This is a genomic window from Paraglaciecola mesophila, from assembly GCF_009906955.1.
In the GTDB taxonomy this organism is placed as follows: domain Bacteria; phylum Pseudomonadota; class Gammaproteobacteria; order Enterobacterales; family Alteromonadaceae; genus Paraglaciecola; species Paraglaciecola mesophila_A.
Map to the genome: position 1 here is coordinate 3,019,507 of NZ_CP047656.1, position 15,565 is coordinate 3,035,071.

Annotated in this window: 15 protein-coding genes; 13 read left to right on the top strand and 2 right to left on the bottom strand. The window is 43.0% G+C overall.

All coding sequences use genetic code 11. The annotated features are described in order from the left end of the window. The first annotated feature begins 163 nt into the window (after positions 1-163). The 13 genes from mnmG to FX988_RS13115 all read left to right on the top strand — a co-directional run bounded on the left by mnmG (position 164) and on the right by FX988_RS13115 (position 11,560). Positions 164-2,065, top strand: coding sequence for a tRNA uridine-5-carboxymethylaminomethyl(34) synthesis enzyme MnmG (gene mnmG / locus FX988_RS13055; RefSeq protein WP_160180422.1), 1,902 nt, complete (start codon positions 164-166; stop codon positions 2,063-2,065). Then, positions 2,065-2,703 carry a 16S rRNA (guanine(527)-N(7))-methyltransferase RsmG gene (rsmG, locus tag FX988_RS13060; protein ID WP_160180424.1) on the top strand — a complete coding sequence of 213 codons (639 nt, stop codon included), beginning with the start codon at positions 2,065-2,067 and terminating at the stop codon, positions 2,701-2,703. The genes mnmG and rsmG overlap by 1 nt, the downstream gene beginning before the upstream one ends. 109 nt (positions 2,704-2,812) lie before the next feature. Next, the gene (locus FX988_RS13065) at positions 2,813-3,601 is read left to right on the top strand and encodes a ParA family protein (RefSeq protein WP_160180426.1); all 789 of its coding nucleotides are present in this window, start codon (positions 2,813-2,815) and stop codon (positions 3,599-3,601) included. Between the two features lie 32 nt (positions 3,602-3,633). Next, positions 3,634-4,506 carry a ParB/RepB/Spo0J family partition protein gene (locus FX988_RS13070; RefSeq protein ID WP_160180427.1) on the top strand — a complete coding sequence of 291 codons (873 nt, stop codon included), beginning with the start codon at positions 3,634-3,636 and terminating at the stop codon, positions 4,504-4,506. Between the two features lie 101 nt (positions 4,507-4,607). Next, positions 4,608-4,997, top strand: coding sequence for an ATP synthase subunit I (locus FX988_RS13075; RefSeq protein ID WP_007987108.1), 390 nt, complete (start codon positions 4,608-4,610; stop codon positions 4,995-4,997). Positions 4,998-5,042: 45 nt separating this feature from the next. Next, entirely contained in the window at positions 5,043-5,855 is an 813-nt protein-coding gene (gene atpB / locus FX988_RS13080) for a F0F1 ATP synthase subunit A (protein ID WP_160180428.1), read from the top strand. Positions 5,856-5,908: 53 nt separating this feature from the next. Beyond that, on the top strand, positions 5,909-6,157 hold the full coding sequence (gene atpE, locus FX988_RS13085; RefSeq protein WP_006994918.1) for a F0F1 ATP synthase subunit C: 249 nt from the start codon (positions 5,909-5,911) through the stop codon (positions 6,155-6,157). Between the two features lie 39 nt (positions 6,158-6,196). After that, positions 6,197-6,667 carry a F0F1 ATP synthase subunit B gene (gene atpF / locus FX988_RS13090; RefSeq protein WP_160180429.1) on the top strand — a complete coding sequence of 157 codons (471 nt, stop codon included), beginning with the start codon at positions 6,197-6,199 and terminating at the stop codon, positions 6,665-6,667. A gap of 14 nt (positions 6,668-6,681) precedes the next feature. Next, a complete protein-coding gene (gene atpH / locus FX988_RS13095; protein ID WP_160180430.1) occupies positions 6,682-7,215 on the top strand; it encodes a F0F1 ATP synthase subunit delta in 534 nt (177 codons plus the stop codon). A 13-nt stretch (positions 7,216-7,228) separates the two neighbouring features. Further along, entirely contained in the window at positions 7,229-8,770 is a 1,542-nt protein-coding gene (gene atpA / locus FX988_RS13100; protein ID WP_160180431.1) for a F0F1 ATP synthase subunit alpha, read from the top strand. Between the two features lie 55 nt (positions 8,771-8,825). Beyond that, positions 8,826-9,686, top strand: coding sequence for a F0F1 ATP synthase subunit gamma (atpG, locus tag FX988_RS13105; RefSeq protein WP_160180432.1), 861 nt, complete (start codon positions 8,826-8,828; stop codon positions 9,684-9,686). 31 nt (positions 9,687-9,717) lie between these two features. Next, the gene (gene atpD, locus FX988_RS13110) at positions 9,718-11,103 is read left to right on the top strand and encodes a F0F1 ATP synthase subunit beta (RefSeq protein WP_160180433.1); all 1,386 of its coding nucleotides are present in this window, start codon (positions 9,718-9,720) and stop codon (positions 11,101-11,103) included. A 43-nt stretch (positions 11,104-11,146) separates the two neighbouring features. Further along, the gene (locus tag FX988_RS13115) at positions 11,147-11,560 is read left to right on the top strand and encodes a F0F1 ATP synthase subunit epsilon (RefSeq protein WP_160180434.1); all 414 of its coding nucleotides are present in this window, start codon (positions 11,147-11,149) and stop codon (positions 11,558-11,560) included. An 83-nt stretch (positions 11,561-11,643) separates the two neighbouring features. On the opposite strand, the gene FX988_RS13120 is transcribed toward FX988_RS13115, so the two are convergent. Together FX988_RS13120 and FX988_RS13125 are read right to left on the bottom strand one after the other, a co-directional pair. Continuing rightward, the gene (locus FX988_RS13120) at positions 11,644-14,673 is read right to left on the bottom strand and encodes an ATP-binding protein (RefSeq protein ID WP_160180435.1); all 3,030 of its coding nucleotides are present in this window, start codon (positions 14,671-14,673) and stop codon (positions 11,644-11,646) included. Positions 14,674-14,887: 214 nt separating this feature from the next. Further along, positions 14,888-15,490, bottom strand: coding sequence for a tRNA-uridine aminocarboxypropyltransferase (locus FX988_RS13125; RefSeq protein WP_160180436.1), 603 nt, complete (start codon positions 15,488-15,490; stop codon positions 14,888-14,890). Positions 15,491-15,565: the final 75 nt, after the last annotated feature.

Here is a 15,565-nt window from a genome sequence, read left to right on the forward strand (position 1 = left end):
TCACTAATAGTAATAACATTAAGTAAAGATCTAAATAGATCATATAAAGATTAAGCAAGATCGGTTCGATCTTCTGACTGAATTTTAAGCATTTTAATTCAGTAAAATAACATATAGAATACGCGCCCCTTTTTTGGGATATACATGATTGAAGAGGTATGAAATGTTTTATCAACAACAATTTGATGTCATCGTTGTAGGTGGTGGTCATGCAGGCACTGAAGCCGCGCTAGCAGCTGCGCGCATGGGTTCAAACACGCTGCTATTGACGCACAACATTGAAACCTTGGGTCAGATGTCATGTAATCCAGCAATTGGTGGGATCGGCAAAGGCCATTTGGTTAAAGAAATCGATGCTTTAGGTGGCAGCATGGCTACGGCCATCGATAAAGCCGGGATCCAATTTAGAACGCTTAATTCAAGCAAAGGCCCTGCTGTTCGTGCTACCCGTGCTCAAGCGGATAGATCCTTATATCGATCTGCCATACGCGACATTGTTGAACATCAAGATAATCTGACTATTTTCCAACAGTCTTGCGATGACCTTATTGTTGAAAATGATCAAGTCACAGGTGTAGTAACACAAATGGGCCTTAAATTTCACGCTAGAAGCGTTGTAATTACCGTAGGCACGTTTTTAGGCGGCACCATACATATCGGTATGGAAAACTATAAAGGGGGCCGTGCTGGCGATCCTCCTTCCATTGCTTTAGCCGATCGCTTACGCGCTTTACCATTTCGTGTATCACGTTTAAAAACAGGGACGCCGGCCCGCTTAGATGCAAGAACGCTCGACTACAGCGTGATGCAAGAGCAATTGGGTGACAGCCCTACTCCGGTATTTTCATTTATGGGGAAAAATGAAGATCACCCAAGGCAAATAGCGTGTTATATCACTCATACTAACAGTAAAACGCACGATATCATTCGTGGCGGGCTGGATCGTTCCCCTATGTACACAGGGGTTATTGAAGGGATTGGCCCACGTTATTGCCCATCGATAGAAGACAAGATTAATCGTTTTGCAGATAAAGATTCACACCAAATATTTGTTGAACCAGAAGGCTTGAACAGCATTGAAGTTTACCCAAATGGCATATCAACAAGTCTGCCGTTTGACGTTCAATATGAGTTAGTTCGTTCGATCAAAGGGTTTGAAAATGCACATATTATTCGTCCTGGTTATGCGATCGAATATGATTTCTTTGATCCACGAGATCTAAAGCAAACCCTAGAAACAAAATTTATTAAAGGATTATTCTTTGCTGGCCAAATCAATGGTACTACTGGCTACGAAGAAGCAGGCGCCCAAGGGTTAGTTGCAGGTGCGAATGCCTCACTGCAATGCCAAGGCAAGGATCCTTTGATCTTGCGTCGTGATGAAGCCTACATGGGCGTACTGATCGACGATCTCGCCACCATGGGTACAAAAGAACCTTATCGTATGTTTACCAGCCGCGCTGAATACCGTTTGTTGCTACGTGAAGATAACGCGGATATCAGATTAACCACCAAGGGACATGAGCTAGGTTTAGTCGACGAAGCTCGCTGGCAAGCCTTTAACCGCAAGCTAGAAGCGATCGAACTTGAACGTCAACGATTACGTGATACTTGGGTGCATCCAAAACATGTAGCTGCGGAGGTGTTAAACCCCCTATTAAAAAATGCGTTGAGTAAAGAAAATACCTTAGAGGATTTGATTCGTCGTCCCGAAATGACCTATGAAACCTTGATGAAAGTAACGGACTTTGGACCAGGGATCGAAGATCCAAAAGCGGCAGAACAGGTAGAAATACAGATCAAATACGCTGGATATATTGAGCGTCAGCAAGAAGAGATCGCGAAATCCCGTAAGAATGAGAATACGTTGATCCCTGTTGACTTTGACTACAGCCAGATCTCTGGTCTGTCGAATGAAGTGGTTGCTAAATTGACTGATGCTAAGCCTGAAACCTTAGGCCTTGCCTCTCGTATATCGGGTATTACACCAGCTGCTATTTCTTTGCTGCTTGTATATTTGAAAAAGCATGGGTTGCTTAGAAAATCAGAGCGAAAATCAGCCTAATGACAGACAATTTCCACACGTTAAAGTTAAAATTGGAACAATACATAAGCCAGACAGATTTACAGGTTTCTGAGGAGCAAATCAGTAAATTAGTCGGGTTCGTGCAATTAATTCATAAATGGAACAAAGCGTATAACTTAACTTCGGTAAGGGATCCTGAGTCTATGTTGATAAAACATATAATGGATTCCATTGTCGTAGCGCCCCATTTACAGCAAAGCCACTATATCGATGTGGGGACTGGACCTGGTCTACCGGGGATACCCCTTGCGATCATGTTGCCGCAAACACACTTCACTTTGCTTGATAGCCTAGGTAAGCGCGTCAGGTTTATGAAACAAGTCGCGTATGAACTTAAACTTGACAATATTCAGCCTGTGCAATCTAGAGTGGAAGAATTTACTAGTACTCATCAACTCAACGGCGTACTCAGTCGCGCATTTGCCTCATTAAATGACATGTTATCTTGGTGCCAACATCTCATTGATAGCAAAGGAACATTCATCGCATTAAAAGGGCAATTACCTCAACAAGAAATCGACGAATTGTCTGAGGGCTTTACTGTAACTGATATTATGGCGTTACATGTTCCTGAATTAGAGGGTGAGAGGCATCTAATAAAGATTGTTAAGTCATAAATGAACATTTCTTTTTAGCCTTAAAAGCATTATCTTCTGCAGATAATTTTTTTCTACGCTAGTTAGTTGAATGAAACGGATTAGCGTTAAATAACTACGGAATACTATTTTGGGAAAAGTCATTGCCATTGCCAATCAAAAAGGTGGCGTCGGTAAAACTACTACTGCGGTAAATGTGGCTGCTTCTATGGCAGCAACGAAGCGTAAAGTCTTGTTGATCGACTTAGATCCCCAAGGTAACGCCACCATGGGTAGCGGTGTTGATAAATACGACGACCCCAATACCTGTTATGAATTGTTGATTGAAGAAAAGCCCATTCAAGAAGTGGTGATCAAAGATACTTCTGGGAAATATGATTTAATTGCTGCAAATACCGACGTAACAGCAGCCGAAATTAAGCTAATGGAAGTTTTCGCCCGTGAGGTAAGATTGCGCAACGCATTGGCTCCTGTACGCAATTATTATGACTTTATCTTTATCGACTGCCCTCCTTCGTTAAACCAGTTAACTGTGAACGCAATGGCCGCAGCAGATTCAGTCCTTGTTCCTATGCAATGTGAGTATTACGCCTTAGAAGGCTTGACCGCGTTGATGGATACCATCAAAAAGCTTGCGTCGGTAGTCAATCCTGAATTAACAATTGAAGGGGTATTGCGCACCATGTACGATCCGCGTAATCGCCTTGCCAATGATGTATCTGAACAGTTAAAGCGACATTTTGGCGAACAAGTATATCGTACTGTTATTCCGCGCAACGTACGCTTGGCTGAAGCGCCAAGTTTTGGTACTCCGGCTATGTACTATGATCGTTCATCAACTGGGTCAAAGGCGTATTTAGCCCTTGCAGGTGAGATATTACGTCGCAGTAAAAAAGAAAGCGTTGCTAAAGTTAGTTAACTTAAATTAATACGGGTCGAATAGAGAAATACATGTCAGCGAAGAAACGTGGGTTAGGAAGAGGTTTAGATGCATTATTGGCTACAAGTCAAGCGTCGCGGAATGCACAGGGTAACCAGCCTGAGCAAAACGACAGTGAACTACAGCAATTAGCAGTCGAATTCCTCAAACCAGGAAAATACCAACCCCGTAAAGATATGTCTCCTGACGCGCTAGAAGAACTGGCATCTTCGATTCGCTCTCAAGGCGTTATTCAGCCAATTATCGTGCGCACAGTAGGGAATAATGAATTTGAGATTATTGCCGGTGAACGTCGTTGGCGTGCTTCTCAGTTAGCGGGTTTAGAAACCGTCCCTTGTTTGGTTAAAGATGTACCCGATGAGGCTGCGGTCGCTATCGCATTGATTGAAAACATTCAGCGTGAAGATCTTAACGCTATGGAAGAAGCTCAGGCGTTAGAGCGTCTGATGAGCGAGTTTGAATTAACCCATCAAGAAGTAGCTACGGCCGTAGGAAAATCACGTACCACTGTGACCAATTTAATGCGTCTCAATAATTTGCACGACGACGTTAAACTCTTATTAGAACACGGTGATATAGAAATGGGACACGCCAGAGCATTACTTGGCTTAGAAGGAGATGCTCAGTTAGAAGCTGCTCATATAGTGTCAGGTAAGGGATTAACCGTTAGAGACACCGAGAATTTAGTACGTAAATTCCTCGAACCTGCCACGCCTAAAGAAGAAAAAAAGCTTGATCCAGATGTGGTGCGTTTACAAGATGAATTATCACAAAACCTAGGTGCTCCCGTGCAGATCGCACACAATGCAAAAGGTAAGGGTAAGCTTGTTATTAACTTTTCTAGTTTAGATCAATTAGACGGAATTTTGTTGCACATAAAGTAATGTTACAAATAGACAGTCGAAATACCCTTTTCAGTTGTAAATTCGTCGCAGATAAGTATACTTTCGGCGCTTTTGAAGGTATCAGCAAGTAGAGGAATAAGTTGATAGCGAGTTTAACCGCACCGGGTCGAGCGTTGGCGAAAAATATTTTTTATTGCCAAATGACTATTATCATCGCCCTAAGTGTATTTTTTGCGGTAATTTATGGACAAAACTCGGCAATATCATCCCTGTTTGGTGGAGTAATATGCTTACTCCCAAACGTCATTTTTGCCTACTTTGCATTTAAATATGCCGGTGCGAGTAAGAACAAACTGGTTGTTCAGCAATTTAATAAAGGCTCAAAACTCAAATTCTTCGCCACAATCGTATTGTTTATCGTGGCATATCAATGGAAAGGACTACAACCTTTACCCTTGATGTTGAGTTACGTTGTGACATTAGTCAGTCAATGGCCAGTAATAATTTTTTTAGGTCGCGTTAAACAGTAACGAGTCCAATACAGATTTTTTAACTTTACATACTTGGGTGGCAAAATGGCAGGATCTGCTGGCGAACAAACCATTAGTGGTTATATTCAGCACCATTTGACCAATGCAGCGGTCGGCGAAGGTTTCTGGACCTTTCACGTCGATACATTAGCGTGGTCTGTGGTACTCGGATTAGTATTTATATTGAGCTTTCGCGCGGTTGCGAAAAAAGCAAGTGCGGGCGTGCCTGGCAAATGGCAAGCGTGCGTAGAACTTATCGTTGAATTTGTTGATGACACGGTAAAAAGTACCTATCACGGTAAGAGTGCGTTAATTGCTCCTTTAGCATTAACCATCTTCGTTTGGGTTTTACTGATGAACTTGATGGATTTAATCCCAGTTGATTTCCTTCCTACTGCAGCTGCGTTAATCGCAGGTGAGTCTATGGATGTTATCGCTGCGGGTCAGTCACATACTTACATGAAAGTCGTACCTACCACTGATGTCAACATGACCTTTGCATTGTCGCTTGGCGTGTTCGCGTTGATGATCTTTTATTCGGTAAAAATTAAAGGTTTCGGCGGTTTCATGAAAGAGCTTTACGCTCATCCTTTTAATACGCCTTGGTTGTACTGGTTCAACTTCTTATTAGAACTTGTTTCATTGCTTGCTAAGCCGTTGTCTTTATCACTACGTTTGTTCGGTAACTTATATGCCGGCGAGCTTATCTTTATTCTTATTGCAGGGACCATAGGGGTATGGCAATTGCCAATTCACTTCTTGTGGGCTGCATTTCACTTGTTAGTTATTCCGTTACAGGCGTTTATTTTCATGATGTTGACCATCGTGTACTTAAGCCTAGCGAGTGAAGAACACTAGTTTTACAACGTTTTATTTTTTTAACATTAACTTAAACACAAAGGTGAAAATCTATGGAAATCTTAGGAAATCTTTATATCGCGGTTGGTATTTTGATAGGACTATGTGCATTGGGCCCAGCGATCGGTTTCGGTCTTCTAGGTGGTAAATTTCTTGAGTCTGCTGCTCGTCAACCTGAGCTAGCGCCTCAACTACAAGTTAAAATGTTCATTGTTGCTGGTCTTATCGATGCAATCGCAATGATCGGTGTAGCTATCGCTCTTTTCTTATTGTTCGTTGAAAGCGCGAAGTTTGCTGTTTAAGCACCTAACTAGACAATAACGAATATAGGAGGAGCGGTTTTGAATATCAATGCCACTCTATTTGGCGAACTAATAGCATTTATATTCTTCGTGTGGTTCTGCATGAAGTTTGTATGGCCCCCAATCATGGGCGCTATTGAAGAACGTCAAAAGAAAATTGCTGATGGTCTTGCTGCGTCTGAACGCGGTGAAAAAGATCTAGAACTAGCTCAAGCGAAAGCAACTGAGCAGTTGAAAGAGGCGAAAACTCAAGCAGCTGGAATTATCGAGCAGGCTAAGAAGCGTGGTTCTCAAATTGTTGATGAAGAAACGCAACGTGCCCACCAAGAGCGTGAAAATATCATTGCTCAAGGTCATGCTGAAATCGAAGCTGAGCGTAACCGTGCAAAAGAAGATTTGCGTAAGCAAGTCGCAGCGTTAGCTGTTGCCGGTGCTGAGCGAATTCTTGAGCGTCAAATTGATGCTGCAGCGCAAAGTGACATAGTTGAAAAACTTGTCGCCGAGCTATAAGGGGAATTTGAGCTATGTCTGAATTGACAACGATTGCTCGCCCTTACGCAAAAGCTGCGTTCGATTATGCGGTTGAGCAGAAAATTATCGCAGGCTGGCAAGAAATGCTGGTTTTCGCAGGTGAAGTAGCAAAAAATCCGGACATCAAAAACTTAATGTCTGGGGCCGTTGCGCCTGACACTCTTGCGGAAGTTTTTAACCAAATCTGTGGTGAACAACTTGACCAACATGGTCAGAACCTGATTAAGGTTTTGGCTGAAAATAAACGTCTTCAAGCACTTCCTGAAATATCAGAGTTGTTTAACGAATTCAAAACTGAATTCGACAAAGAGATCGAAGCAGATGTTATTTCTGCTACCGAACTTAATGAAAAACAACAGGCTGATATCAGTGGAGCTCTTGAAAAGCGTCTTGCACGAAAAGTTAAGCTGAATTGTAGCGTCGACCCTACCCTGATCGCCGGAGTAAAAATTAAAGCCGGTGATACAGTGATTGATGGCTCGGTTAAAAGTAAATTAAACCGTCTCACAGACGCGTTACAAGCATAACGGGGAAAAGAGCATGCAACTGAATTCCACTGAAATTGCAGAACTGATCAAACAGCGAATTGAACAGTTTGAAGTAGTAAGTGAAGCTCGTAACGAAGGAACTATCGTTGGTGTAACTGACGGTATTATCCGTATTCATGGCCTTGCAGATGTAATGCAAGGTGAAATGATTGAGCTTCCTGGTAATCGCTACGCTATCGCATTGAACCTAGAGCGTGACTCTGTAGGTGCGGTTGTTATGGGCCCTTACGCTGACCTTCAAGAAGGCGCAAAGGTAACTTCATCAGGTCGTATCCTTGAAGTACCAGTTGGTCGTGGTTTGCTAGGTCGTGTTGTTAACACACTTGGCGCACCGATCGATGGTAAAGGTGCAATTGACGCTGATGGTTTTGAGCCTGTAGAAAAAATTGCCCCTGGCGTTATCGAACGTCAGTCGGTTGATCAGCCTATTCAAACTGGTTATAAATCAGTCGATGCCATGATCCCAGTAGGTCGTGGACAACGTGAATTGGTTATCGGTGACCGTCAAACAGGTAAAACTGCTTTGGCCATTGATGCGATCATCAACCAGAAAGATTCTGGCGTTAAATGTGTTTACGTAGCGGTTGGCCAAAAGGCTTCAACTATCGCTAATGTAGTACGTAAGCTTGAAGAGCACGGTGCAATGGCTCATACCATTGTTGTTGCGGCATCAGCTTCTGAATCAGCAGCATTGCAATACCTTGCTCCTTATTCTGGTTGTACTATGGGTGAATACTTCCGTGACCGCGGTGAAGATGCGTTGATCGTATACGATGACCTATCTAAGCAAGCTGTTGCGTATCGTCAAATTTCACTATTACTACGTCGTCCGCCGGGTCGCGAAGCATACCCTGGTGACGTTTTCTACTTGCACTCGCGTCTTCTAGAGCGTGCAGCACGTGTTAACGAAAACTACGTAGAGAATTTCACCAAGGGTGAAGTAAAAGGTAAAACAGGCTCTTTGACTGCATTACCGATTATCGAAACTCAAGCAGGTGACGTATCAGCATTCGTACCTACCAACGTAATCTCAATTACCGATGGTCAGATTTTCTTGGAAACTGACTTGTTTAACTCAGGTATTCGTCCTGCGGTTAACGCGGGTATTTCAGTATCACGTGTTGGTGGTGCAGCCCAGACTAAAATCGTTAAGAAGTTAGGTGGTGGTATCCGTCTAGCACTTGCTCAGTACCGTGAATTGGCAGCTTTCTCTCAATTTGCATCTGACCTTGACGAAGCGACTCGTGCTCAATTAGAGCATGGTGAGCGTGTTATGGAATTAATGAAGCAGAACCAATATGCACCACTTTCAGTGGCTGATATGTCTGTTTCATTGTTCGCTGTTGAAAAAGGTTACTTGAAAGACGTTGAGCTAGACAAGATCTTAGATTTTGAAGCTGCGTTGCACTCGTACATGAACAGCGAATACGCAGAGCTGATTAAAACTATCAATGAGACAGGTAATTTCAACGGTGAAATTGAAGCCACGTTAGCTGAAGCTTTAGAGAAATTTAAAGCGACACAAACTTGGTAGTCAATGGCACTGCCTTTACTGGCAGTGCATTCGTTGAATAATCGGAGATAGATTTATGGCTAGCGGTAAAGAGATAAAAGGTAAGATCGGGAGTATTAAAAATACTCAGAAAATCACCAGTGCGATGGAGATGGTTGCTGCGTCTAAAATGAAAAAGGCGCAAGACCGTATGACTGCAAGTCGTCCATACGCTGAGAATATTCGAAACGTGATCGGTCACCTGGCTAACGCTAACCTTGAATATCGCCATCCTTATTTAGAAGACCGTGAAGTTAAACGTGTCGGCTATATCGTTATCTCAACTGACCGTGGTTTGTGTGGTGGTTTGAACACCAACGAATTTAAAAAGGTCACGAAAGATGCGAAGAAATGGCAAGAACAAGGTGTAGAAGTTGATTTTGCAGCTTTAGGTGCTAAATCTTGTGCGTTCTTTAATCGTTTCGGCGGCAATATGTTGGCTGCTGAATCAGGCCTTGGTGATGCACCAAGTGTGAAAGACGTGATTGGTTTAGTACGTATTATGCTTAACGCCTTCAACGAAGGTAAAATCGACCGCCTGTATTTGGTGTTTAATAAGTTTGTTAACACCATGGCTCAAGAGCCACTGATCGATCAATTGTTACCTTTGCCTAAATCTGAAGATAAAGCATTAAAGCACCGCTGGGATTACATCTACGAACCTGATCCAAAACCCATTTTGGATACGCTATTGGTTCGTTACATTGAATCTCAGGTTTATCAAGGCGTAGTAGAAAATGCTGCGTCCGAGCAAGCAGCTCGTATGGTCGCGATGAAAGCGGCCACAGATAACGCAGGTGACTTAATTGATGACTTACAACTGATATACAACAAAGCTCGTCAAGCAGCAATCACACAGGAAATCAGTGAGATTGTAAGCGGCGCGGCAGCGGTGTAGGCAAAGGTTTTAGAATTTAAGAGGAATTAACATGAGTCAAGGTAAGGTCGTCCAAATCATTGGCGCCGTTGTGGATATTGAATTTCCACAAGATTCGGTTCCAAAAATATATGACGCATTGCGTATCGCCGAAGGTGATTTGCAAGGTTTGACCCTAGAAGTGCAGCAACAACTTGGTGGTGGCGTAGTGCGTACAATCGCATTGGGCACGACCGATGGCTTGCGCCGTGGTTTAGCAGTAGATAATACTGGTGAAGCTATTCAGGTTCCAGTTGGTAAGGCTACTCTTGGTCGTATCATGGATGTATTGGGTAACCCAATCGACGAAGCAGGCCCTATTGGTGAAGAAGAGCGTATGTCTATTCACCGTGAAGCGCCTACTTATGAAGATCAATCAAGTTCAATTGAACTACTTGAAACAGGCATCAAGGTTATCGACTTGGTATGTCCGTTCGCTAAGGGTGGTAAAGTTGGTCTATTCGGTGGTGCCGGTGTTGGTAAAACCGTAAACATGATGGAGCTTATCCGTAACATCGCTATCGAGCACAGTGGTTACTCTGTATTCGCAGGTGTTGGTGAGCGTACTCGTGAAGGTAACGATTTCTATCATGAAATGAACGAGTCTAACGTACTTGATAAAGTATCGTTGGTTTACGGTCAAATGAACGAGCCTCCTGGAAACCGTTTACGCGTGGCGTTGACTGGTTTAACCATGGCTGAGAAATTCCGTGACGAAGGTCGTGACGTGCTTTTCTTCGTAGATAACATCTACCGTTATACGCTTGCTGGTACAGAAGTATCTGCATTGCTAGGTCGTATGCCTTCTGCGGTAGGTTATCAGCCCACATTGGCTGAAGAAATGGGTGTGCTGCAAGAGCGTATCGCATCAACTAAGACAGGTTCAATCACGTCAATCCAAGCGGTATACGTACCTGCGGATGATTTGACGGATCCATCACCTGCTACAACGTTCGCTCACTTAGATGCAACGGTTGTATTGTCACGTGATATCGCCTCTCTTGGTATCTACCCAGCGGTTGACCCACTTGATTCAACTTCACGTCAACTTGACCCACTAGTTATTGGTCAAGAGCACTATGAAACTGCACGTGGCGTTCAATCAGTTCTTCAACGTTATAAAGAGCTTAAAGACATCATCGCTATTTTGGGCATGGACGAATTATCAGAAGAAGATAAATTGTCTGTATCACGTGCTCGTAAAATCCAGCGCTTCTTGTCACAGCCTTTCTTTGTTGCTGAAGTATTCACCGGTTCACCTGGTAAATACGTATCTTTGAAAGATACCATCAGTGGCTTTAAAGGTATTCTTGAAGGCGAGTTTGACGACCTTCCTGAACAAGCTTTCTACATGGTTGGTTCAATCGAAGAAGCATCTGAGAAAGCCAAAAAAATGTAAGCGTGTCTTCGGATACGTTTAACTTTTTTTGATAGGAGGGTACATGGCAATGACAATTCAACTGGATGTAGTAAGCGCAGAAGACAGTATTTTTTCTGGATTAGTACAGAGTATTCAAGTCACTGGCAGTGAAGGTGAACTTGGTGTTCAGTACGGTCATGCTCCTTTGCTGACTACTATAAAAGCTGGAATGGTTAATGTGGTTAAGCAGTTCGGCGAAGAAGAATTGATCTATGTTGCTGGTGGTGTACTCGAAGTACAGCCCGGTCATATATCAGTACTTGCGGACACTGCGCTTCGAGCCAGCGACTTAGATGAGCAAGCCGTTCTAGAGGCGAAAAAACGCCTTGAGGAAAATATTGCAAATCCTAGCTCTGATTTCGAGTATGCAGAAGCAGCTGCAGAGCTTGCCGAAACCATCGCGCAGCTACGATTGATTCAAAAGCTACGCAAATAATTGGAATAGAAATGTTTCATGTGAAACCCGGCTATAAGCCGGGTTTTTTGTATCTGCACGTTCAAGAAAAGCGATAACGATTACTATCGCTTTATATGATTGTATTTTAGCGCCTCTGAAAGACTCTGTAGCGTATTTCTAACTGATGCCAATACATTGATGAAAGTATCGGCGTTTTGCTGTGTATGCGCGCTTAGGGGCGCTAGTTCACTAAGTAAGTTACTTGCTCTCGTCAATGCATTGTTGTCGAATAGTTGTTTTGCTTGGTTTAGGGCGTCGGCGGTTGCCATATGATCGCCCTTTTGCGCGCATTGGCTTAATCTGTCAATCGCGCTCTCACAATGCAAAATAGTTTGGGGCAGTTGGTTGAGATACTCGTCTAACTCGTATTGAGCGTTTACGATGGCTTGCGCTACATCTACGTCTGGTAAATCTATACACATGTGTGCAAAGCGTAGAACGTGAGCAATTGAATCCTCTAGACCGGCTTCATCGTCGTTCAATGCTGCTTGTTCAAGTCGGCTAAAGGCCTTGCCCACATTGGCTAACCCGAATGACCCTGCGGCACCTTTAATACGGTGAATAGATGTGGCGATTGCGGGTAAATCTCTTACGTTCCATGCTTGTTCAATATTAGCCAACTCTTCTCGTAAATCGACTATATAACCTTGAATCAACGGCAGCATCTTGTCATCAGCAACCGATACTTGTTTGACAGATAGGTTAAGGTATTGCCGTACTTTACGAATAAATACATCCCGTTCAATAGGTTTGGCTAAGTGGTCGGTAAAGCCGATGCGAAGGTAGTAATCTATTTCGTGTTGCATGGTGTTGGCTGTTAAGGCAATAGCCGGAGTTTTGTTACCTGATTTTCGAATATTTTTAAGGGTATCTACACCGTTTAGCCTTGGCATGTGAATATCCAATAGCAATAAATCGAACTGACTAGCCCGTATAGCGTCTATCGCTTGGTGGCCGTCGGCAACCTCGGTTACGGTAATATTCATGCGCTTTAGTAGCAAAGCAACAAGCTCTCGGTTATTTGGATGGTCGTCTGCCAGTAGCACCTTACACGCACCAAATTTAGGCACATGAGATTCTTGCGTTATCTGGTGAATGCTGGACAAGTCGATTTCTTGAGCGGTGTTTAACCAAGCAACATCCGTAGGGGTATCAAGCTTTATTGTGATAGTAAAAGTACTGCCCTTGCGAGGTTGGCTCGTGGCTTGTATGTCACCCCCTAGACCTTGCGCCAGGCGTTTTGCAATACTTAAACCTAACCCAGTTCCACCCACTTGACGGTTAATCACACTATCGGCTTGAGTGAAGGGATTAAATAGCTTCTGCATATCGCTTTGGCTTATCCCTTCGCCGGTATCTACTACTTTGATAGTCAAGGTTTGGCCGACTGCTTTCACATCTAAGCATATATGACCACTGTGGGTAAACTTAAGGGCGTTATTGGTCAGATTGAACAGGATTTGCTTAAGTCTGGTCGCGTCAGTGATGATTTTTTCTGGTAGTGGAAAGTCGTAATTTACATGAAATCCCAAACCTTTATCTTTTGCGCGTTTACCGACAACCGACTCAATTTGGCCAAGCAGTGAAAATAAATGACAAGGCTGAGATTTAAAGTCTAATTTATTTGCATCGATTTTACTTAGATCAAGTATATCGTTGATAATTCGTAGTAAATGGGCACCATTTTGGTAAATGATACTGGTCACGCGCTCTTGCTCTGCTTTATCAATATCGCCCAGTAACATGCCGTCGGCGTACCCAATGATAGACGTCAGCGGTGTGCGGATTTCGTGGCTCATATTAGCCAGAAAATAGTCTTTTGCTGAATTCGCTTCAATAAGTTCTTGGTTAGATTGGGCAAGTTTTTGGTTTGCTTCGCGTAGCGCTTGGGTGCGAAACTCTACCGTTTGTTTTAACTGGGACTTAAGTTGACTGTTGCGCAAGTTTACCAAGCGCATTTTTTCTGCCAAAGCAAAGGCTAGAATGACAGTATCTGCCGCGATTCCGATAAAGCCAAGTAAATAAATATCAACATTAATACTTGGCAACACTCGCAGGTTCAGTAAATTCCCCACCACATTTGGGATGATCACGCACAAAGAAGCGAGGACAAAATAGCGGGCTGGTTTATAACCCTTTTTCCATGCAACAAGACCTACTGATAATCCGGTCAATAACACTGCTGTGGTCAAAATAGACACAATAATCAAGCCAAGGGCTTGGTTATAAAACGCAATAGGTAAGGCGAGCAAACACAAGCACCCAAGCACCAAAAGAAATAGCATGGTTCGTTTTGCTGTAAGGTTTAGCCTGAAAAACTCTATTTGGAAAAAGGCGGAAAAAGCGCACCCGAGTAAGAATCCGGGCATTAACCAATCTTTCGCACTGAATAAGTTTAGATACTCAAATACGCCAAAAATAGCGGCCCATGCACTGGCGTAAAAAAGCGTTGAAAGTGCGTAAAACAAATATTGGGTGTCGCGCATCACTATGTATATAAATAGATTATATAAACCTAGTGCTAAATAAATTCCAAAGCAGATAAAAAGGATAACATTGTGACTCGCTACAGATGCAAGCATACGCTCTTCGGTTTTAAGCACGATTTTGATAGGAGCAAAAAAGAAATCACTATCAAACACCATGAGTAAAGTGGCGGTTTCTCCTGCTCGAATATTGAGTTTACTGCCGTAATGTAAAGGGTAACTGTTGGTATGGTTTAAGCCTGATACTGAGCTTTCAACTGGGGTATGCTGAGAGTAAAGTGAGACTTGAACCGTTTCGATAACTGAACCGCTAGGGTAAATAAACCATTGCTCATTTTGAGTATCGTTATAAATTTCGAACGCAGTGACATACCTGTTTTTGAATGGGTCATTGGGATTATGTTGCTCGAAAGTACCAAGCCACTCTTCCAATGGTTCTCGGTAATGTGGTATTTCCGCTCGGCCAATACTGAAATAAACTAACTGTTGACTAATGTCTCTTTGACTAATTTCAGATGCAGAGAAATGCGCTATTAAGGTGTCTTGAGCCTTAAGACCGAAACTGAACAGGGACAACAATAAAATGTAATATATAGCTGATTTCAAAATGGTACCAACATACTAAAGGGATCTTGAGGCTAACCTCTGACCCACTTAACTGTGATGACTACATGTGTTAGCAGACACCTTTTAATGTCGCCAATCTACGACTACTGTAAATTATGCCCGATAATGCGTCTGCACGGTTAGTGTTTTTACCTTTTTGCTACATTCCAACATAAATTGACGGTGACCATGCGATATTTTTGCGTATTTCTGCCTATCCTTGGCTTTTAACTTGCTGACTTGCTAGTTGGCGGGCAAAAACACGCTCCTGCATCTGGGTAAAAGTGGACAATAACGGAGTAGTATCAATACCTTGGGTAAAATGTAGTGTGTAGGCAAGTGCCTCTAAGGTTGATAAACCGCCTGTTACCGATGTTTTACGTATCCTATATTGGCTTTTTGGGGGATGTATAAAATGCCAAGCAGGCAGAGTATGTAGCCACGGGTTATTCATCCATAGCTTATAGGCTTTTCGCCATGTGGCGTCGAGCAATATGAGCGCTGGTGGAGCACAACGCTCTCGGCTTATCGTTGTTTCTAAAGGTTTGCTGTTATCATTTGGGTACACTAGGCAGGCTGATTCTTGCTGTGCGTTTATCCAACTAATTAGGAGGCTGAAGTCTTTTGGATTTTCGCCCACCCAAATTTCGCTGTTAGGTACACAAAGCCGAATCAATTTAGCGCTATTTTTAGCATGATTTACTTCACTCGGATGCTGTAAAATAATAATCTTTTGTGCACTGTGAACAGAACATAATAGATCACAAATACACACTGATTGTGGGTAATCGCAATGGTGACATATCACTCTGTTCATGTCATTGAGCCGAATTGTTTAGGTGACAATTTACGGTTGTTGGTTGGACCCAATTAGAAATAGTGAGTATTAAAA